The organism is Streptomyces sp. NBC_00820, assembly GCF_036347055.1.
Taxonomy (GTDB): Bacteria; Actinomycetota; Actinomycetes; order Streptomycetales; family Streptomycetaceae; genus Streptomyces.
In genome coordinates, this window is sequence record NZ_CP108882.1 from 6,496,051 (window position 1) to 6,514,114 (window position 18,064).

Here is an 18,064-nt window from a genome sequence, read left to right on the forward strand (position 1 = left end):
TGTTCGGGCCAAATTCTAGGCAACGATCCCTGAAATTCGGACGGAAGCCCTGGTGAGGGAAATAACAAACGGGCAAGGGGAATTCAAAGCGACGGCACGCGCGCGCCCGGGTTTCCGCGCGGTCGTCACCACCACAGCCGTCACCACAGCCGTCACCACAGCCGTCACCACGGTCGTCACCGCCACGGTCATCATCACCACGGTCGTCACCGCCTTGGCCGCCATCACCAGGTTGTCACCGCCACGACCGCCCCGACCGCTCTCGCCGCCCCGACCGCTCTCGCCGCCCCGACCGCCCTCGCGGCCCCGGCCGGTCCGGCGCACGGCCCCGGCTACGGCAGCAGCCCGGCCCGGCGTGCCGCGGTCACCGCCTCCCCTCGTGTGTGCGCGCCCAACTTGCGCATCGCCGAGCGCAGATACCCCTTCACCGTCTCCGGACGCAGCCCCAGCCGCTCGGCCACGACCGCGTTGGTGGCGCCCGCCGCCACCCAGGACAGCACGTCCAGCTCGCGCGGCGCCAGGCTCACGCCGACGGACGGCCCCGGCGCGGTCAGCAAACCGCAGGCCGCCAGCAGTTCGCCCCGCAGACCGGGATCGACGATCCGGGGCGCGAGCGCCCGCAGCGCCGCATGCGCCTCGCGCACCTGCTCCCACCCGGCCCCCGCGCCCCGGGGTCCGTCGGCCGGCTCCGGCCGGGCCGCCGCCAGCAGCCCCCGTGCCTCGTCCCGCACCAGCAGCGCCTGTTCCACGTCCCGCGCCGCCGCCACCGCGGCGTTCAGGGTCCGGTCGCCCAGCGGCTGGGCCGTGCGCAGCGCGCCGTAGAGCACCCCGCGCACCCGCCGCCGTACGACCACCGGCACCGCCAGCACGGAACGGATGCCCTCGACGGCCACCGGAAGGTCGTACTCGTGACTGATCTGCCGCGAGTGCGAATAGTCCGTGACGGCGCACGGACGGGCCAGCGCGACGGCCTTGCCGCCCAGCCCGCTGCCGGAGGTCACCGCGAGCGAGCGCAGGGCGGCGGTGGCCGTGCCGCTCAGTTCGCTGATGCGGATCCGCGGCCGGCCGGAGTCGATCAGCCCCCCGAACGCGACAGGAAGCCCCGTCGTCCGCCGCAGCCGGGCCAGCGCACCACCGAACTCCTCCGCGGCCACGGTCTCTGCTGCCACCACATCGCTCCTTCGGCGCGGCCGTCCCGTTCGGTCCCACCGGGCCTGTCCTGCGGATCTCGCCGGGGCCGCGGGGCGAAGTCCGGCACAGTGGGTGGAGCCGGCCCGATCCGGAAGACAGGCCCTACCCCCGTTCGGGGGTGGTGAGACCCGCATCACGGATTAGACGATGCCAGAGAGCCGCCCGGCAATGGTCCGGAACCCGGGAGCGGGCCCAACCGGTCGAAAACAGGCCGGAGGCGACCGCGCCCATGAGCCAAGGAGGACGGATGACCACGGCGACGGAGGCGTTCCGCAGCGCCCGGGACTTCCTGCTGGAACACCGCGAGGACTATGCCACCGCCTACGGCGGCTTCCGCTGGCCGCGCCCCGGGCACTTCAACTGGGCGCTGGACTGGTTCGACGTGATCGCCGCGGGCAACGACCGGACCGCGCTGCACATCGTCGAGGAGGACGGCGGCGAGACCCGGCTCTCCTTCGCCGAGCTGTCCGAGCGCTCGGACCGGGTCGCCAACCACCTGCGCGCCCGGGGCGTCGCGGCCGGCGACCGCGTCCTGGTCATGCTCGGCAACCAGGCGGAGCTGTGGGAGACCGCGCTGGCCGCGATGAAGCTGCGCGCCGTGGTCATCCCGGCGACCCCGCTGCTCGGGCCCGCGGACCTGCGTGACCGCGTCGAGCGGGGCCGGGTGAAGCACGTGATCGCACGGGCCGAGGACGCCGCCAAGTTCGCGGACGTGCCCGGTGCCTACACCCGTGTCGCGGTCGGCGGCCGGCTCCAGGAGGGCTGGGAGCCGTACGAGGACGCGTACACCGCCCCCGCCGGCTTCGTCCCGGACGGCCCCACCCTCGCCGACGACCCCCTGATGCTGTACTTCACCTCCGGTACGACCGCCCGCCCCAAGCTGGTCGAGCACACCCACACCTCGTACCCGGTCGGGCATCTGTCCACCATGTACTGGATCGGTCTCAAGCCCGGCGACGTGCACCTCAACATCTCCTCGCCCGGCTGGGCCAAGCACGCCTGGTCCAACCTGTTCGCCCCGTGGAACGCCGAGGCGACCGTCTTCCTCTTCAACTACACGCGCTTCGACGCGGGCCGCCTGATGGCCGAGATGGACCGGGCCGGCGTCACCACGTTCTGCGCGCCGCCCACCGTCTGGCGCATGCTCATCCAGGCCGACCTCACCCAGCTCGCCACCCCGCCCCGCGAGGCCGTCGCGGCCGGCGAACCGCTCAACCCCGAGGTCATCGAGCAGGTCCGCCGGGCCTGGGACGTCACCATCCGGGACGGCTTCGGGCAGACCGAGACCGCCGTGCAGGTCTCCAACAGCCCCGGCCAGCCGCTGAAGACCGGCTCCATGGGCCGGCCCAGCCCCGGCTTCCGTGTGGAACTCCTCGACCCGGTCACCGGCGCGCCCGGCGCCGACGAGGGCGAGATCGCCCTCGACCTGTCCGACCGCCCGGTGGGCCTGATGGCCGGCTACCACGGCGACCCCGACCGTACGGCGGAGGCGATGGCCGGCGGCTACTACCGCACCGGCGACATCGGCAGCCGGGACGAAGACGGCTATGTCGTCTATGTCGGGCGAGCGGATGACGTGTTCAAGGCCTCGGACTACAAGATCAGTCCGTTCGAGCTGGAGAGCGCCCTGCTGGAGCACGAGGCGGTCGCCGAGGCGGCCGTCGTGCCCGCACCCGACGCGGTGCGGCTGGCCGTGCCCAAGGCGTACGTCGTCCTCGCCGAGGGCTGGGAGCCCGGCCCCGGCACGGCGAAGGCCATCTTCGAGCACTCCCGCGAGACACTCGCCCCCTACAAGCGCATCCGCCGGCTGGAGTTCGGCGCGCTGCCCAAGACCATCTCCGGCAAGATCCGCCGCATCGAGCTGCGCGAGGCCACGGCGGCGGGCGCCGGCGACGAATACCGCGAGGAGGACTTCCGGTGACCACGGAACCGTCGTACACGCACGGCACGGGCACCACCGCCCTGCTCGGCGACACCATCGGAGCCAACCTCGACCGGGCCGTGGCCGCGTGGCCCGGCCGTGAGGCCCTGGTCGACGTCCCCTCCGGGCGACGCTGGACCTACTCCGAACTCTCCCGCGACGTCGACCAGTTGGCGTACGCGCTGCTCGCGAGCGGCATCGCCAAGGGCGACCGGGTGGGCATCTGGGCGGTCAACTGCGCGGAGTGGGTACTGGTCCAGTACGCCACCGCCCGCATCGGCGCCGTCATGGTCAACATCAACCCGGCCTACCGCACCCACGAGGTCGAGTACGTCCTCAACCAGGCCGGGATCTCCCTGCTGTTCGCCTCCGTCAGCCACAAGACGAGCGACTACCGGGCGATGATCGAGGAAGTCCGGGGCGCCTGCCCGCAGTTGCGGGAGGTCGTGTACATAGGAGATCCCGGCTGGGAGGGACTGCTCGGGCGCGGGACACCCGACCACTACGAGGAGTTCTGGACCCGCAGGAGCGAACTGTCCTGCGACGACCCCATCAACATCCAGTACACCTCGGGCACGACGGGCTTCCCCAAGGGGGCCACGCTCTCCCACCACAACATCCTCAACAACGGCTATTTCGTCGGTGAGTCGATCGCCTACACGGAGCAGGACCGGATCTGCATCCCGGTGCCCTTCTACCACTGCTTCGGCATGGTCATGGGCAACCTGGCGGCCACCTCGCACGGCGCCTGCATGGTCATCCCGGCCCCCTCCTTCGATCCGAAGGCCACGCTGGAGGCGGTCCAGCGGGAGCGGTGCACGTCCCTGTACGGCGTACCGACCATGTTCATCGCCGAGTTGAACCTGCCGGACTTCGCGGCGTACGACCTCTCGACCCTGCGCACCGGCATCATGGCGGGCTCCCCCTGCCCGGTGGAGGTCATGAAGCGGGTCGTCGCCGAGATGCACATGGAGCAGGTCTCCATCTGCTACGGCATGACCGAGACGTCACCTGTCTCCCTCCAGACACGGATGGACGACGACCTCGAACACCGCACCGGAACGGTCGGCCGGGTCCTGCCGCACATCGAGGTGAAGGTCGTCGACCCGGCGAACGGCGTCACGCAACCACGTGGAGTGCCCGGGGAGTTGTGCACCCGCGGCTACAGCGTGATGCTCGGCTACTGGAACGAGCCCGCGAAGACCGCCGAGGTCGTCGACGCGGGCCGCTGGATGCACACCGGGGACCTCGCGGTCATGCGCGAGGACGGGTACGTCGAGATCGTCGGCCGCATCAAGGACATGATCATCCGGGGCGGCGAGAACATCTACCCGCGCGAGATCGAGGAGTTCCTCTACGCCCACCCCAAGATCCGCGACGTCCAGGTCGTCGGCGTACCGCACGAGACCTACGGCGAGGAGGTCCTCGCCTGCGTCATCCCGCACGACACCGACGCCCCCCTCACCCTGGAGGAACTCCACGCCTTCTGCCGGGGCCGCCTCGCCCACTACAAGATCCCGAGCCGGCTCCAGATCCTCGCCTCCTTCCCGATGACCGTGTCGGGGAAGGTGCGGAAGGTGGAGCTGCGGGAGACGTACGGGGGGTGACGCCTCGGCGGGCGGGGCGGTGTGCCGCGGCGGCCGGTGCGGTCGTGCCGCCCGCCGCGGCCGCGGGTGCCGTCACGTCCCCCCGTCGCGACCGCGGGTGCCGCCGCCGTTGTCGCCGCCGCCGCGTCCGCGGGCGGCCGGGCGTGCCGCGCCCGACTCGGTGAGCCGCACCCCGGGGCCGTTCACCGGCGTCGGGGTGCCGGTGAGGTCGAGGACGAACAGGGGGACGCCCAGGGTGTCGGCGCGGGCGCGGGCGTCCTCGGTGAATCCGGCGAGGGAGAAGTAGACCCCGCAGGCGGACTCCGTCATGGCCGTCAGCCACAGGCACTCCACGTCCCGCGGCGCCGCCGGGCGCACGGTCGGGTCGACCTGGGCGACCAGGCCGGGCGCGGCGAGCCCGATACCGGACGGCGGCCGCTGGTCCGCGCGGCGTATGTCGCCGTAGCCCAGCCAGCGCAGATAGAGCGCGGCGGTGGTGACCGCGTCGAGGGCGGTGCGGATGGTGACGGGCTGGAAGGCGGGCCGCCGGGTGGCGGCGCCGGGCCGGTCCGCGGACGAGGTGTGCCGGGGAGGCGCACCCGCACCGGCCACCGGCAGGCGCAGGAGCGTGCCGCACGAGCAGCCCAGCTCCGGCTGCGGCCACTGGTTGCGGCGACCGCAGGAGGCGCAGGGGACGGTGACCCAGTCCTCGTCCCAGGTCCGGTGCGCCAGGGCGGCCGGCACGGCGGCCGGATCCGGCCGGAGGGTGGTGGAAGTGCCGCAGACGCAGGGGTACGACGGCACGGTGTGGACGTGCTCGCGCCCACAGGCCGGACAGCGCACCGGCACGCTCTCACCCATGACCCACCCCCGGGTCGCGTCGTCTCGGGACCGCCGCGCCCGGACGGTCGTGCCGGGACACTCGTGCGGGGACAGTCGTGCCGGGACACTCACGCCGGGTCGGCGTGGCTCATCCTCCTCCTGCCGCACCCCGCCTGTCCGGCCGTTGCCGCCTCTGCCCCGCCCGAACCCGCCCACTCCCGGCGGGGGCAGGCCGCTCCGCCGGCACCTCACGACCGACGACCGTCACGGCACCCCGGGCGCCCCCGCGCAGCAGGGCGAGCGCGTACGGGTCCAGTGGTTCCGTCGCCGTACGCCCCATAGCTACCCCCGGGCGGGGCCCGCCGCCCCCGTGCCGACGGGCCCCGCGTGCTCACAGTCTCCCCGCCGCCGACGGTCGCCGAAGCCTGCCCGGCGGTGTTCAGAGCTTCATTTGAGGGTGACGTAGACCGGGTACGACGGCTGCCGTAGCCGGTGCGGCTACACCTCGTGCTCGGACAGCCCGGGCCAGTCGTCCGGGCCGCCGCCCTGCCACTCGATGAGGTCGCTCTCCTCCACCTCGATCCGGTCCAGGTCGGCGAGTCGCAGGATCTCGACGACGTCGTCCAGATGCGAGGCGAGCCCCAGCGTCACGTCCCCCTCGGTGACCCGCCGGGACCCGTCGAGGGCCGGGGAGTGGACCACGATGTGCGGGTAGTGCGTCGGATTGCCCATGGCTTCAGCGTGCTGCGGAAGCCGGGGACGCGCACCCGGAGACCGCGCCTCCACAGGAGTGGTCCGCGGGCGGTGACAGTACACATCGAGGTGACCGTGTGTGATTATCGAATACCGTCCGTGACGTAGCGCAGAGAGGGTATCGCCGTGGCAGAGGAGCTGTACGCGACGCTGAAGACCGACCGGGGCGATATCGTGGTCCGGCTGCTGCCGAACCACGCGCCGAAGACGGTGCGGAACTTCACCGAGCTGGCCAAGGGGGAGCGGGAGTGGGTGAACCCGGAGACGGGGCAGCCGACCACGGACCGGCTGTACGACGGCACGGTCATCCATCGCGTGATCGAAGGCTTCATGATCCAGGGCGGCGACCCGCTGGGGAACGGCACAGGGGGCCCCGGTTACAAGTTCGCGGACGAGTTCCACCCCGACCTGGCCTTCACCAAGCCCTACCTGCTGGCCATGGCGAACGCCGGCCCCGGCACGAACGGCTCCCAGTTCTTCATCACCGTCTCCCCGACCACCTGGCTCACCGGCAAGCACACCGTCTTCGGTGAAGTGGCCGACGAGGCGAGCCGGAAGGTCGTCGACGCCATCGCGACGACGGAGACCGACCCCCGCACGGACCGCCCGGTGCAGGACGTCGTCATCGAGTCGGTGACCGTCGAGACCCGCTGACGCTCACGGATCACGAAACGGCCTCGATCCGGCCGCCGTTCACAACCTGTGGCACCGATGAAGCATCAACTAAGCGTCAACAAAGCGCCAGTGGAGTGCCGGTGCGGTGCCAACGGGGTGCAAATGGGGCGCGGGTCAGGCAGAACGATGCTGTGAAGATCCCGTCGTCGTGCTTCCATTGCCCCGGCACGCATCGGTCGAGGATTGCTCCCGATGCGCGATGCCGTATGCCGTGAAAGGGCGACGAAAAAGCATGAAGAGACGTGTGTGGGGGACCGCTGCCGCCGTGGTGGCCGCGGTGACCGGCGTCGTCGTGTTCCAGGGGGTTCAGGGGGATGACGGAGGGAAGAACGGCGCGAACGCGCCGTTGGTGACCGGGCCCGTGCGCACCTCGGTGCACACGGCGTCCGTGAAGGCCGAGGGCGACCGGGCCGAGGTGCCCGAGCGCGATACCGCCGCGTTCAGCCTCGTCGGTCTGTCATGGACCAAGCCGTCCGCGCAGATACCGGGCACCGTCCAGGTGCGCACCCGCAGCGCCCGCACCGGCGCGTGGGGATCGTGGATCACCCTTGACACCGGCGGCCACGGTGCCGCCGCGGAGGAGAGCCGGCGCGGCGCGACCGAACCCGCCTGGGTCGGGCCGTCCGACGGCGTCCAGGCCCGCGTGGACGGCCGCGGCACACCCCTTCCAGCCGGGATGCGGCTGGAGATGGTCGACCCGGGCGCCGGCCGTGTCGCGATGAACGCCGATCCGGTCGCGTTCGCGGCCGACGACCCCACGGCGACCCCGGGCGACGAGACGAGCGCGCCGGCGGACACGGCCACGGAGGCGCCCACACAGGCGCCCACGGACGAGCCGACCCCGTCGCCCAGCACGCCGTCCGCGAGCGACCCGGCGCCGACGGCCACGACCACCCCGGCTCCGACCCCGACGCCGACCGCGTCGGGCACCGCCACGCTGCCGCCGGCCCCGGTCTCGACCGCGCCCGAGCCGCCGGTCGTCACCCGCGCCCAGTGGGGCGCGGACGAGTCGCTGAACAACGAAGCGCCCGAGTACGGCACGGAGGTCAAGGCGGTCTTCGTCCACCACACCGTGGACGCCAACGACTACTCCTGCGCCGACTCCGCCGCCATGGTCCGCGCCATCCGCACGTACCACATCCAGTCCAACGGCTGGAAGGACATCGGCTACAACTTCCTCGTCGACAAGTGCGGAACGATCTTCGAGGGGCGCAAGGGAGGCGTGGACCGGCCGGTGATCGGCGCCCACAACCCGGGCTTCAACACCAACACCGTCGGCATCTCGGTCCTGGGTGAGTACACCTCGATCGACGCCTCCGCCGCCGCCAAGGCCTCGGTGGCCCGCGTGGCCGCCTGGAAGCTCGGGCAGTACCACTACGACCCCACCGGCAAGGTCGACCTGACGGCCGGTATGGACAACGGCAAGTTCAAGCTCGGGCAGACGGCCAGTTTCTACCGGATCTCCGGCCACCGCGACGGCTTCTCCACCGAGTGCCCGGGCGACAAGCTCTACGCCTCCCTGCCCGGGATCCGCACCCTCGCGGGCGGTCCCGTCAGCGGACTCGCCCTCAAGACCTTCGGTCAGGCGAGCGTCTCCGGCAGCACCGCCTACACCAAGGGCCCGCTCACGGTGAACTGGGCCATCACCTCCCCGACGGCGCTGGTCAGCCGCTACGAGGTGCTCGTCGACGGCAAGGTCGCGAACACCGCGACCCCCACCGCCACTTCCGCCTCGCTGTCACTGGCCCCCGGTACGCACACCGTCGCCGTGCGAGCGGTGCACGTCTCGGGCCGCACCGCGGTGACCCCCAACGCCACCGTCGTCGCCGACACCACCGCACCCTCCTTCGCCACCAAGCCCTCGGTGGCGCTGCGCGCCGGCACCGTCAACACCACCGCCGTTCCCGTCACGCTGGGCTGGAAGGCCGCCGACAGCGCGGCGCTGAAGGAGGCGCGCCTGACGTCCCCGTCCGCGCACACCTATGGTCCGACCGTCTACAGCGCGGCTCTGACCTCGAACTCCGGCACCGCCACCACGTGGTCGATGACGGCGTACGACCAGGCCGGCAACACCGCCCGAGCCACCGTCGCGGCCACTCCGGTCATCCTCCAGGAGACCTCGGCCACCCGGACCGGCACCTGGACCACCAAGTCCTCCAGCAGCTACCTGGGCGGCAAGTCCTACAGCTCCAGCTCCAAGAACGCCTCGCTCACCTGGAAGTTCACCGGCCGCTCGGTGGCCTGGGCGGTCTCGCGGGCCAGCACCTCCGGCCAGGCGTACGTCTACGTCGACGGCACCAAGACGGCCACCGTGGACCTGAAGTCCAGCACCACCAAGTACCGCGACGCGCTGTGGACCAAGACCTGGTCCGCCGGCGCGGCCCACACCATCAAGATCGTCGTGGTCGGCACCTCCGGACGCCCGACCGTCACCACCGACGGACTGGTTTACATCAAGTAGCCGATCCCGCATGTCCCGCCACGGGCCCGGTCATCCGCGTGATGGCCGGGCCCGACGCGTCATCTCCGCTGCGGGGGGCTTCCGTTAGGGTCGTGCCCCAGTCGCCGCGGCAGGTGGCGGGCCGGCCGCCCGCCCGAGGCCCGGGGGAGGGGCGTCCGGATGCGTCCTGTCGGTGGGATCCTGGGAGAACACGCAGGTCGGAGTCGATATCGAGGGGGCGCAGTGCGATTGCGGGTGGAGTTCACGACCGAACCGTTCGACCTGGAGGAGGCCCCCGCGCACGCCGTCGTGGCCCGTGAGGTCATCGAGGGCGCGAAGCTGGACGCCGTCGACGTCGGCCCGTTCGGCAACACGGCCGAAGGGAGTGCCGGCGACGTGCTCACCACCGTCGACGCGCTGCTGCGCCGGGCCCTGGACGCCGGTGCCACCCGGATCTCGCTCCAGGTCAACGTGATCGGCGAAACAGTCGGCGAAACGGCCGGCGAAACAGCCGGGGAGACGGCTGGGGAAACAGTCGGGGAGACGGCTGGGGAAACAGTCGGCGAGTCGGCCGGGGAGGAGCTGCGGTGACCGGGGAAGAGGCGTTCGTCGCGGCGCTGAAGCCGCTGGTCGACGCCATGGGCGGCCGGCTGGTCCCGCCCGACGAGGCCGGCCGCGAGGACGTCGTCCTCGCATGGGAGGGCGCCGACGTCGTCGCCGTACGGCTGCCCCAGCTCGCGGAGTCCCTGGACCACATCCTCGCCGCCCTGGAACGGCGGCACGGCCGGCCGCTGGCCGACCTGGACCGCAAGGCCAAGCAGGAGGTCGTACGGACGCTGGAGGCGCGGGGCGCCTTCGCGGTGCGGCACGGCGTGGAGACGGTGGCCAACGCGCTCGGCGTCAGCCGTTTCACGGTCTACAACTACCTCAACCGGGAGAAGGGGAACTGAACGGTTCCCCGCACCCCTCCGGGGGGCGCGCCCGAAACCCAGAATCTTCAACAAAGTGTTGACGTCGACGTTCCGGGGGCGTTAGCTGGCGGCAGCCCGTCGAGCATGACGGCCACTCGCGGCGACGACGGCCCTCGCGGCCACGGAGGCTTCCGTGACGACGACTTCCCCGCCCCCGGGCCTGGCCCGGTTCAACGCCCTGGAGGAGAGCGCGGCCCTCGCCGCCCTCCGCGAGGCGTGCGCCTGCGCCGTGTGGGCCCGCCGGCTGCTCGTCGTACGTCCGTACGCCACCACGGACGACCTCTACGTCGCCGCCGACGCCGCGCTGGCCGGGCTGAGCACCGCGGACCTCGAAGAGGCGCTGGCCGCCCATCCGCCGATCGGCCGCCCGAAGCCCGGCGACCCGGCCTCCACCCGGGAACAGCACGGCATGGCCGGTGCCTCCGAGACGCTCAAGGCGGAGATGCTCGCACTCAATCTCACCTACCAGGACAGGTTCGGCCACGTCTTCCTCATCTGCGCCACCGGCCGGACCGGGGAGCAGATGCGTGACGCGCTCAAGGAGCGGCTGGGCAACACGCCGGAGCGGGAGTGGGAGACCGTCCGTACCGAACTGGGAAGGATCAACCGCATCCGGCTGGCCCGACTCGTCGAAGAGGACGCCTGACACCATGAGCACCCGCACCACCACCGCCTCGGTGTCCACGCACATCCTGGACACGTCCGCCGGCCGCCCCGCCGGGGGCGTCACCGTCCGCCTGTCCGCCCGTGCCGGGCGCGACGCGGACTGGCAGGCGCTCGGCGGCTCCGCGACCGACTCCGACGGCCGGTGCAAGGACCTGCCGGTCCCGCCGGAGGGGAGCACCCATGTACGGCTCGACTTCGCCGTCGAGGCCTACCTCGAGAAGCGGCGGGACGCCACCGCGGGCCCGGACGGCGGTGCCGCGTTCTTCCCCGAGGTGACGGTCACCTTCGCCGTGCGCCCCGGCGAGCACTTCCACGTGCCACTGCTGCTCAACCCGTTCGGCTACTCCGTATACCGAGGGAGCTAGCACCACATGACAGACGAGCACCTTCCGGGCCGCCCCGTGGTCCTGGGACAGAACCAGTACGGCAAGGCCGAGAACCGGGTCGTCAGGATCACGCGGGACGGCGCCACCCACCACATCAAGGACCTCAACGTCTCCGTGTCGCTGAGCGGAGCCATGGACGAGGTCCACTACTCCGGCTCCAACGCCCACGTCCTGCCGACCGACACCACCAAGAACACGGTGTACGCGTTCGCCAAGGAGCACGGCATCGAGTCCGCCGAGCAGTTCGGCATCCACCTCGCCCGCCACTTCGTCACCTCCCAGGAGCCGATCCGCACGGCCCGCATCCGCATCGAGGAGTACGGCTGGGAGCGGATCGTGACCTCCGGCGCCGACGAGGCCGGACACTCCTTCGCACGCACGGGACAGGAGGTCCGGCTGGCGCAGATCACCTACGACGGCTCGTCGTGGGAGGTCGTCTCCGGCCTGAAGGACCTGGTCGTGATGAACTCGACCGACTCCGAGTTCTGGGGTTTCGCCAAGGACGGGTACACCACCCTCAAGGAGGCGTACGACCGCATCCTGGCCACCCGGGTCGCCGCCCGCTGGCGCTTCGGCTGGTCCGACGACGAAGAGGAGATGCCCGACTGGGAGCGGTCGTACGCCGAGACCCGCAGGCACCTGCTCCAGGCCTTCGCCGAGACGTACTCCCTCTCGCTCCAGCAGACGCTCTACCAGATGGGCGCGCGGATCATCGACCGCCGCGACGAGATCGACGAGGTCCGCTTCTCGCTGCCGAACCAGCACCACTTCCTGGTCGACCTGGAACCCTTCGGGCTGAAGAACGACAACGAGGTCTACTTCGCCGCCGACCGGCCGTACGGCCTGATCGAGGCGACCGTCCTGCGGGACGGCTGCGAGGCGCGGATACCGGCGGACCTCACCAACCTCTGAGCTCCCACGCCTTCACGCCCCCGCCTTCGCGCCCCGCCTCTGAGCCACCTCGTGAGCCCTCCCGGAGAAGGACGAACCATGGCAGCAGCCCAGCGCGTCGTCATCGAGAACTGCGCGATCGCGACCGTCGACGCCGAGGACACCGAGTACGCCTTTGGGCACGTGGTCATCGCCGGCAACCGCATCGAGGCGGTCGGCGCGGGCAGGGCCCCCGAGGGCCTGGAGCGCGTCGTACGCCGGATCGACGCCACCGGGCACCTCGTGACCCCCGGCCTGGTCAACACCCACCACCACTTCTACCAGTGGATCACCCGGGGCCTGGCGACCGACCACAACCTCTTCGACTGGCTGGTCGCGCTCTACCCGACCTGGGCACGCATCGACGAGCCGATGGTCTACGCGGCGGCCCAGGGCTCGCTCGCGATGATGGCCCGCGGCGGCGTCACCACCGCCATGGACCACCACTACGTCTTCCCGCGCGGCTCCGGCGACCTCTCCGGCGCGATCATCCGCGCCGCCCGCGAGACAGGCGTCCGCTTCACCCTGGCCCGCGGCTCCATGGACCGCGGCGAGAGCGACGGCGGGCTGCCGCCGGACTTCGCCGTCGAGACGCTGCGGGACGCCCTCGCCGCGACCGAGGAGACCGTACGGCAGTACCACGACGCCTCCTTCGACGCGATGACCCAGGTCGCCGTGGCCCCCTGCTCACCCTTCTCCGTCTCCACCGAACTACTCCGGCAGGGCGCCGAGTTGGCCCGCCACCTCGGCGTACGGCTGCACACCCACGGCTCGGAGACGGTGGAGGAGGAGAAGTTCTGCCACGAGCTGTTCGGCATGGGCCCGACCGACTACTTCGAGTCCACCGGCTGGCTCGGCGAGGACGTGTGGATGGCGCACTGCGTCCACATGAACGACACCGACATCGCCGCCTTCGCCCGTACCGGGACCGGCGTCGCCCACTGCCCATCCTCCAACGCCCGCCTCGCGGCCGGCATCGCCCGCGTCCCCGACATGCTCCGGGCCGGCGTCCCGGTCGGCCTCGGCGTGGACGGCACCGCCTCCAACGAGTCCGGCGAACTCCACACCGAGCTGCGCAACGCGCTGCTGATCAACCGCCTCGGCGCCCACCGGGAGGCGGCCCTCACCGCCCGCCAGGCGCTGCGCCTGGGCACCTACGGCGGCGCCCAGGTGCTCGGCCGCGCCGCCGAGACCGGTTCGGTGGAGCCCGGCAAGCTGGCCGACCTGGTGCTGTGGAAGCTGGACACCATCGCCCACGCCTCCATCGCCGACCCGGTGACGGCTCTGGTCCTCGGCGCGGCGGCCCCGGTCACCGCGTCCTTCGTCGACGGCCGCCAGATCGTCGAGAACGGCCGCCTCCTCACCGTCGACGAGGACGCCATCGCCCGCTCCACCCGGGCCGAGGCCCAGCGGCTGGCGCGGATCGCCGCCCAGGACTGACAGGGCGCGTAACTCCGGCCGGTGCCCACGGCGGTGGCCGGGATGAGGGCCTCGCCGTGGCCGAGCGCAACCGGGTGTACGTCGCCGAGGCGCGGGCGGCCTACGACGCCGAGCACCGGCCGGAGTTGCTCGACGCGTAGAGGCGGCCGCCGGTGGTCAGAGACCGAAGAGGCCGAGGTCCGCGGCCAGTTCCTTGAAGACGTCCCGCGGGTCGGCGACCAGCTTGCGTGCCTTCAGGTCCATGATCCCGCCGACCGCCGTGACCTCGGCCGCGACCGTGCCGTCGGACTTGCGCACCTCCTGGCGGATCCGGAAGGTCTTGCCCTCGCCCCACTCGAACGCGCAGGTCACGTCGACCTCTTCACCGGCGAGCAGTTCGCGCCGGTAGCGGATGGTCGTCTCCAGCGCGACAGGGCCCACACCCCGGCCGAGGAACCGGGCCTGGCTGATCCCGGCTGCCTGGAGCAGTGACCAGCGGGCGTGTTCCGCGTAGTTGAGGTACACCGCCTGGTTGAGGTGACCCTGCACGTCGGTCTCGTAGCCACGGACGGTCACACGGACGGAAAACGGTTCGGACACTGCTTGCCCTTCTCGCGTTGTGTTTCTCCGGTGATCCGATCTTGGCACGCTCTTACGTCCGGCGGGGCGACGCCAGCAGATAACGCACCCTGGTCCGCGGCTCGGTGTACTCGCCGGACTGCCACCCGGCCCGCTCCAGCGTGGCCGCGCAGGCCTCCAGCGTCGCCGCGTCCGGCGCGTACACGGCGACCGCCTCCGGCTGCGGGGTGCCCCGCACGCGGTAGCCGTCGCGGTCCCGGCCGGCCGGCCGTTGTCCGGCGGCCTCCAGGGCGAGCGCGGCGGCCCGCACCAGATGCGTGCGCTCCCAGCCGCAGGGCCGGTCGGTCGCCCCGTCCGGGTTGGTCATCCGGCGCAGCTCCAGCAGCCCCTGCCAGGCACTGTGCACCTCACGCACCCGGGCCACCTCCCCGGGTCCCGGCTCCACCTCGTCCTCCTCGCCGCCGACGCGGGCCGCGAAGACTCCGGAGGAACCGGTCGCCGGGGCCTCGCCGGCTCCGGGCGGTTGCGCCTCCGCCTTCGCGTTCGCCTTCGTTGCAGGCTCCGGCTCCGTCTCCGCCGTCTGTATGCGATGACCCGCCGGTGTCAGGAAGCAGTCGTGCGGCGGCCGCGGATGCCGGAAGGCGAGACCGAGCCGCACCAGCGCCGCGAGCTGCGCCTCCGTGCCCCGCAGCCGCCCGGTGACCGGGTCGGCGGCGTCGATGACACGCCGCTGTGCGGCGGTCGGCGGTACGCCACGACCGTGCCGCACCGTGTCACTCCGCCCGGTGCGGCCAAGCCGCCGAACTGACGAAGGCGGTCCAACCGGCGAAAGAGAAGGCGAGTTGGGGACCCCGCGTGTGCTTGGAGTCGCGTACGTGGATGGTGTGGGGGGTGGTGGCGACCTCGACGCACTCCGGGCCGTCGTTCGTGCTGTAGCTGCTCTTGAACCACTCCAGCGCGGAACCGTTCCCCACCGAGGGGTTGGTCATCATGTCTCTCCCAGCACTTTCTCGATGAAGGACAGCGATTCACGGGGAGTGAAGGCCTGGGCCCGGATGATGCCATAGCGGATCTCAAGGATCTGAATCTCCCTGGGGTGGGAGATCAGGCTGCTGATGAGCTGTACCTCGTTGTGTCCTACGGTGTCCCCTCCCTTGAGCCGCAGGAGTTGGAGCGATCCCGCGAGACCGGCGTGATCGTCGCGGTCCGTGGGCATCACCTGGATCTCCACGTTCCGTCGCTGACCGATTTCCAGCAGACGTTCGAGTTGCTTGCGCATCACCATCCTGCCCCCGAGAGGGCGGCGCAGAGTCACCTCTTCCTGGACGAAACTGAAGACGGGCGTGGGCTGCCGGTCGAAGACCTCCTGGCGCGCCATGCGCGCGGCGACAAGTCGTCCCAACTCGTCCTCGGTGAAGGGCGGTCGGCGCATCCCGTACAGAGCCTGCGCGTACTCCGGGGTCTGGAGCAGTCCATGGACGACGGTGTTGGCGTAGGCGCACAACTCCACCGCCTCCCCCTCCAGCTTGGCCAGATCCCGCACCTTCTTCGGGTACCGGGCCTCCTCCACGTCCCTCTTCAGGCAGGCGATCATTCCCCCGGCGCCCAGCGCCTCGTCCGCCGCCTCCAGGAACTGACTCTTCGGCGCGCGCCGACCCCGTTCGACCGAGGACACCTGCTCCTCGCTGTAGCCGATGGCCGTGCCCAGCTCGGCCTGAGTGAGTCCCTTACGCTCGCGGCACATCTTGACGACCTTGCCGACGGTCCGCAGTACGGCCGCCGACTCCTCGTCCGCGCCGTACGGTTCCATGCCGTCACCGGTCTGCGGCCCCTGTCCCGTCACGCCAACGCCCACGCTCCGACACCTCCACCTGCCGCCCGTACGCCAACTCCCGGTCGGTCCGCCGCGTCACGCGTCGCCGCCCGTACAGAGCCGGACGGCGCCCGGACAGCGAAGCCGCGTACCACCCGTGTCGCTGTTCAGAGTAGAGACAGCCGACCACGCTGAGTGACATGAACGCCGATATCGCTCACTCGACCGTGTCCACCTCCGACGCCTCCGCTTCCGTCTCCGTCGTCCGGCTGTCGGCCACGCCGAGAGGCGCCCGCCTCGCCCGTCACCTGGCCGCCGAACAACTCCACCGCTGGGGCTGGTCGTACGACACGGAGGCGCACCGCACGGCCGCGCTCCTCGTGGCCGAACTCGCCGCGAACGCGGTGGTGCACGGCCAGGTGCGGGGCCGCGACTTCCGGCTGCGTCTCACGCTCCACCACGACGACGCCACGCTCCGGATCGAAGTGACCGACGCCCGTCCCGAGCGTCGTCCGCCCACCCCCGGCACGCTCATGCCGCCCCGGCCCGAGGAGGAGTCCGGCCGGGGCCTGGTTCTCGTCGAGGCGCTGGCCGCTCACTGGGGGACGACGTGCGCGGACCCGTACACCAAGACGGTCTGGTGCGAGGTCGCCCTCGCGTGACACGGCCGGCGAGCGGTCACTGCCGGTACCCGCTGAGGAACCGGCCGATCCGGCCGATCGCCGCCTCCAGGTCGTCCGCGTGGGGGAGGGTGAGGATGCGGAAGTGGTCGGGGGCAGGCCAGTTGAAGCCCGTTCCCTGGACCACCTGGATCTTCTCCCTCAGCAGCAGGTCCAGGACGAACTTCTCGTCGTCGTGGATCTTGTGGACCTTGGGGTCGAGGCGCGGGAAGGCGTACAGGGCGCCCTTGGGCTTGACGCAGGACACGCCCGGGATCTCGTTCAGCTTCTCCCAGGCCACGTTCCGCTGCTCGTACAGCCGGCCGCCGGGCGCGGCGAGTTCGCCGATGGACTGGCGGCCGCCGAGCGCGGCCTGGATGGCGTACTGCGCGGGGGCGTTGGGGCACAGCCGCATGGAGGCCAGCATGGTCAGGCCCTCGATGTAGTCCTTGGCGTGCTGCCGGGGCCCCGTGATCACCAGCCAGCCGGAGCGGAAGCCCGCCACGCGGTGGGTCTTCGACAGTCCGCAGAAGGTGAGCACCACCAGGTCGGGGGCGAGGGCGGCGGTCGAGTGGTGCACGGCGTCGTCGTAGAGGATCTGGTCGTAGATCTCGTCGGCGAAGACCATCAGGCCGTGCCGGCGGGCGAGGTCGAGGATGCCCTCCAGGACCTCCTTGGGGTACACCGCGCCCGTGGGGTTGTTGGGGTTGATGATGACCACGGCCTTCGTGCGGTCCGTGATCTTCGACGCCATGTCGGCCAGGTCGGGGGTCCAGTCGGCCTGTTCGTCGCAGAGGTAGTGGACCGCCTTGCCGCCGGCGAGCGTGGTCACCGCCGTCCAGAGGGGGAAGTCCGGTGCGGGGATGAGGATCTCGTCGCCGTCCTCGACGAGGGCCTGGACGGCCATGGAGACCAGCTCCGAGACGCCGTTGCCCAGGAACACGTCGTCGACGCCCACCTCCAGGCCGAGGGACTGGTAGCGCTGGGCGACGGCGCGGCGGGCCGAGAGGATGCCGCGCGAGTCCGTGTAGCCGTGCGCCCGCGGCAGCATCCGGATCATGTCCTGGAGGATCTCCTCCGGCGCCTCGAAGCCGAAGAGCGCGGGATTGCCCGTGTTCAGGCGCAGCACACTGTGCCCCGCCTCCTCCAGTGCGTCGGCGTGTTCGATCACCGGGCCGCGGATCTCGTAACAGACCTCGCTGAGTTTGTTCGACTGCCGGAACTCCATGCGCCGCTACCTCTCCGGTATCTGG

At 71.4% G+C, this 18,064-nt stretch carries 19 protein-coding genes and 1 pseudogene; 11 read left to right on the forward strand and 9 right to left on the reverse strand.

Translation table 11 applies throughout. The features are described from left to right. Positions 1–15 precede the first annotated feature (15 nt). Together OIB37_RS29040 and OIB37_RS29045 are read right to left on the reverse strand one after the other, a co-directional pair. On the reverse strand, positions 16–225 hold the full coding sequence (locus OIB37_RS29040; RefSeq protein WP_330460573.1) for a hypothetical protein: 210 nt from the start codon (positions 223–225) through the stop codon (positions 16–18). A gap of 107 nt (positions 226–332) precedes the next feature. Beyond that, positions 333–1,169, reverse strand: a complete 837-nt coding sequence (locus OIB37_RS29045; protein ID WP_330460574.1) for a response regulator transcription factor — start codon at positions 1,167–1,169, stop codon at positions 333–335. 269 nt (positions 1,170–1,438) lie between these two features. Between OIB37_RS29045 and OIB37_RS29050 the strand changes: the two genes are divergently transcribed. Beyond that, complete coding sequence (locus OIB37_RS29050) at positions 1,439–3,112, forward strand: AMP-binding protein (protein WP_330460575.1); 1,674 nt, start codon at positions 1,439–1,441, stop codon at positions 3,110–3,112. Next, positions 3,109–4,719, forward strand: a complete 1,611-nt coding sequence (locus OIB37_RS29055) for an AMP-binding protein (RefSeq protein ID WP_330460576.1) — start codon at positions 3,109–3,111, stop codon at positions 4,717–4,719. The genes OIB37_RS29050 and OIB37_RS29055 overlap by 4 nt, the downstream gene beginning before the upstream one ends. 72 nt (positions 4,720–4,791) lie before the next feature. On the opposite strand, the gene OIB37_RS29060 is transcribed toward OIB37_RS29055, so the two are convergent. Together OIB37_RS29060 and OIB37_RS29065 are read right to left on the reverse strand one after the other, a co-directional pair. Next, positions 4,792–5,559, reverse strand: coding sequence for a hypothetical protein (locus OIB37_RS29060; protein ID WP_330460577.1), 768 nt, complete (start codon positions 5,557–5,559; stop codon positions 4,792–4,794). Between the two features lie 459 nt (positions 5,560–6,018). Then, positions 6,019–6,252, reverse strand: a complete 234-nt coding sequence (locus OIB37_RS29065) for a hypothetical protein (protein WP_330460578.1) — start codon at positions 6,250–6,252, stop codon at positions 6,019–6,021. A 147-nt stretch (positions 6,253–6,399) separates the two neighbouring features. Between OIB37_RS29065 and OIB37_RS29070 the strand changes: the two genes are divergently transcribed. From OIB37_RS29070 to OIB37_RS29105, 8 genes and pseudogenes are all read left to right on the forward strand, one after another. Then, a complete protein-coding gene (locus OIB37_RS29070) occupies positions 6,400–6,927 on the forward strand; it encodes a peptidylprolyl isomerase (protein WP_330460579.1) in 528 nt (175 codons plus the stop codon). A gap of 253 nt (positions 6,928–7,180) precedes the next feature. Then, positions 7,181–9,409: an N-acetylmuramoyl-L-alanine amidase gene (locus tag OIB37_RS29075; protein ID WP_330460580.1), complete on the forward strand. Its 2,229-nt coding sequence runs from the start codon at positions 7,181–7,183 to the stop codon at positions 9,407–9,409. 222 nt (positions 9,410–9,631) lie between these two features. Continuing rightward, positions 9,632–9,871, forward strand: a pseudogene (locus OIB37_RS29080) (hypothetical protein); the annotation flags it as partial. Between the two features lie 104 nt (positions 9,872–9,975). Beyond that, the gene (locus OIB37_RS29085; RefSeq protein ID WP_330460581.1) at positions 9,976–10,338 is read left to right on the forward strand and encodes a helix-turn-helix domain-containing protein; all 363 of its coding nucleotides are present in this window, start codon (positions 9,976–9,978) and stop codon (positions 10,336–10,338) included. A 154-nt stretch (positions 10,339–10,492) separates the two neighbouring features. Then, on the forward strand, positions 10,493–11,005 hold the full coding sequence (uraD, locus tag OIB37_RS29090; protein ID WP_330460582.1) for a 2-oxo-4-hydroxy-4-carboxy-5-ureidoimidazoline decarboxylase: 513 nt from the start codon (positions 10,493–10,495) through the stop codon (positions 11,003–11,005). 4 nt (positions 11,006–11,009) lie between these two features. After that, a complete protein-coding gene (gene uraH / locus OIB37_RS29095) occupies positions 11,010–11,390 on the forward strand; it encodes a hydroxyisourate hydrolase (RefSeq protein WP_330460583.1) in 381 nt (126 codons plus the stop codon). 6 nt (positions 11,391–11,396) lie between these two features. Then, positions 11,397–12,323, forward strand: coding sequence for a factor-independent urate hydroxylase (pucL, locus tag OIB37_RS29100; protein WP_330460584.1), 927 nt, complete (start codon positions 11,397–11,399; stop codon positions 12,321–12,323). A gap of 78 nt (positions 12,324–12,401) precedes the next feature. After that, complete coding sequence (locus OIB37_RS29105) at positions 12,402–13,781, forward strand: 8-oxoguanine deaminase (RefSeq protein ID WP_330460585.1); 1,380 nt, start codon at positions 12,402–12,404, stop codon at positions 13,779–13,781. Between the two features lie 156 nt (positions 13,782–13,937). Here OIB37_RS29105 and OIB37_RS29110 read toward each other — a convergent pair whose 3' ends face one another. Genes OIB37_RS29110 through OIB37_RS29125 form a run of 4 tightly spaced genes read right to left on the reverse strand, consistent with a single transcriptional unit; the run spans position 13,938 to position 16,149 of the window. Further along, positions 13,938–14,360: an acyl-CoA thioesterase gene (locus tag OIB37_RS29110; RefSeq protein ID WP_330460586.1), complete on the reverse strand. Its 423-nt coding sequence runs from the start codon at positions 14,358–14,360 to the stop codon at positions 13,938–13,940. Positions 14,361–14,412: 52 nt separating this feature from the next. Continuing rightward, a complete protein-coding gene (locus OIB37_RS29115) occupies positions 14,413–15,108 on the reverse strand; it encodes a hypothetical protein (protein ID WP_330460587.1) in 696 nt (231 codons plus the stop codon). Positions 15,109–15,112: 4 nt separating this feature from the next. Then, positions 15,113–15,328 (reverse strand): DUF397 domain-containing protein, encoded by a 216-nt coding sequence (locus OIB37_RS29120; protein WP_443058218.1) that lies wholly within the window; start codon positions 15,326–15,328, stop codon positions 15,113–15,115. Then, positions 15,328–16,149 carry a helix-turn-helix domain-containing protein gene (locus tag OIB37_RS29125; RefSeq protein ID WP_330462003.1) on the reverse strand — a complete coding sequence of 274 codons (822 nt, stop codon included), beginning with the start codon at positions 16,147–16,149 and terminating at the stop codon, positions 15,328–15,330. The genes OIB37_RS29120 and OIB37_RS29125 overlap by 1 nt, the downstream gene beginning before the upstream one ends. A gap of 203 nt (positions 16,150–16,352) precedes the next feature. On the opposite strand from OIB37_RS29125, the gene OIB37_RS29130 reads away from it, so the two are divergent. Next, positions 16,353–16,814, forward strand: coding sequence for an ATP-binding protein (locus tag OIB37_RS29130; protein ID WP_330460589.1), 462 nt, complete (start codon positions 16,353–16,355; stop codon positions 16,812–16,814). A 16-nt stretch (positions 16,815–16,830) separates the two neighbouring features. Here OIB37_RS29130 and OIB37_RS29135 read toward each other — a convergent pair whose 3' ends face one another. Next, positions 16,831–18,039 carry a pyridoxal phosphate-dependent aminotransferase gene (locus tag OIB37_RS29135; protein WP_330460590.1) on the reverse strand — a complete coding sequence of 403 codons (1,209 nt, stop codon included), beginning with the start codon at positions 18,037–18,039 and terminating at the stop codon, positions 16,831–16,833. Positions 18,040–18,064 lie beyond the last annotated feature (25 nt).

Coding starts and splice junctions, on each gene's coding strand:
- OIB37_RS29040 (WP_330460573.1), bottom strand. CDS start 225: ATGGCGGCCAAGGCGGTGACGACCGTGGTGATGATGACCGTGGCGGTG.
- OIB37_RS29050 (WP_330460575.1), top strand. CDS start 1,439: ATGACCACGGCGACGGAGGCGTTCCGCAGCGCCCGGGACTTCCTGCTG.
- OIB37_RS29060 (WP_330460577.1), bottom strand. CDS start 5,559: ATGGGTGAGAGCGTGCCGGTGCGCTGTCCGGCCTGTGGGCGCGAGCAC.
- OIB37_RS29065 (WP_330460578.1), bottom strand. CDS start 6,252: ATGGGCAATCCGACGCACTACCCGCACATCGTGGTCCACTCCCCGGCC.
- OIB37_RS29075 (WP_330460580.1), top strand. CDS start 7,181: ATGAAGAGACGTGTGTGGGGGACCGCTGCCGCCGTGGTGGCCGCGGTG.
- uraH (WP_330460583.1), top strand. CDS start 11,010: ATGAGCACCCGCACCACCACCGCCTCGGTGTCCACGCACATCCTGGAC.
- pucL (WP_330460584.1), top strand. CDS start 11,397: ATGACAGACGAGCACCTTCCGGGCCGCCCCGTGGTCCTGGGACAGAAC.
- OIB37_RS29105 (WP_330460585.1), top strand. CDS start 12,402: ATGGCAGCAGCCCAGCGCGTCGTCATCGAGAACTGCGCGATCGCGACC.
- OIB37_RS29120 (WP_443058218.1), bottom strand. CDS start 15,328: ATGACCAACCCCTCGGTGGGGAACGGTTCCGCGCTGGAGTGGTTCAAG.
- OIB37_RS29125 (WP_330462003.1), bottom strand. CDS start 16,149: ATGGAACCGTACGGCGCGGACGAGGAGTCGGCGGCCGTACTGCGGACC.
- OIB37_RS29130 (WP_330460589.1), top strand. CDS start 16,353: ATGAACGCCGATATCGCTCACTCGACCGTGTCCACCTCCGACGCCTCC.
- OIB37_RS29135 (WP_330460590.1), bottom strand. CDS start 18,039: ATGGAGTTCCGGCAGTCGAACAAACTCAGCGAGGTCTGTTACGAGATC.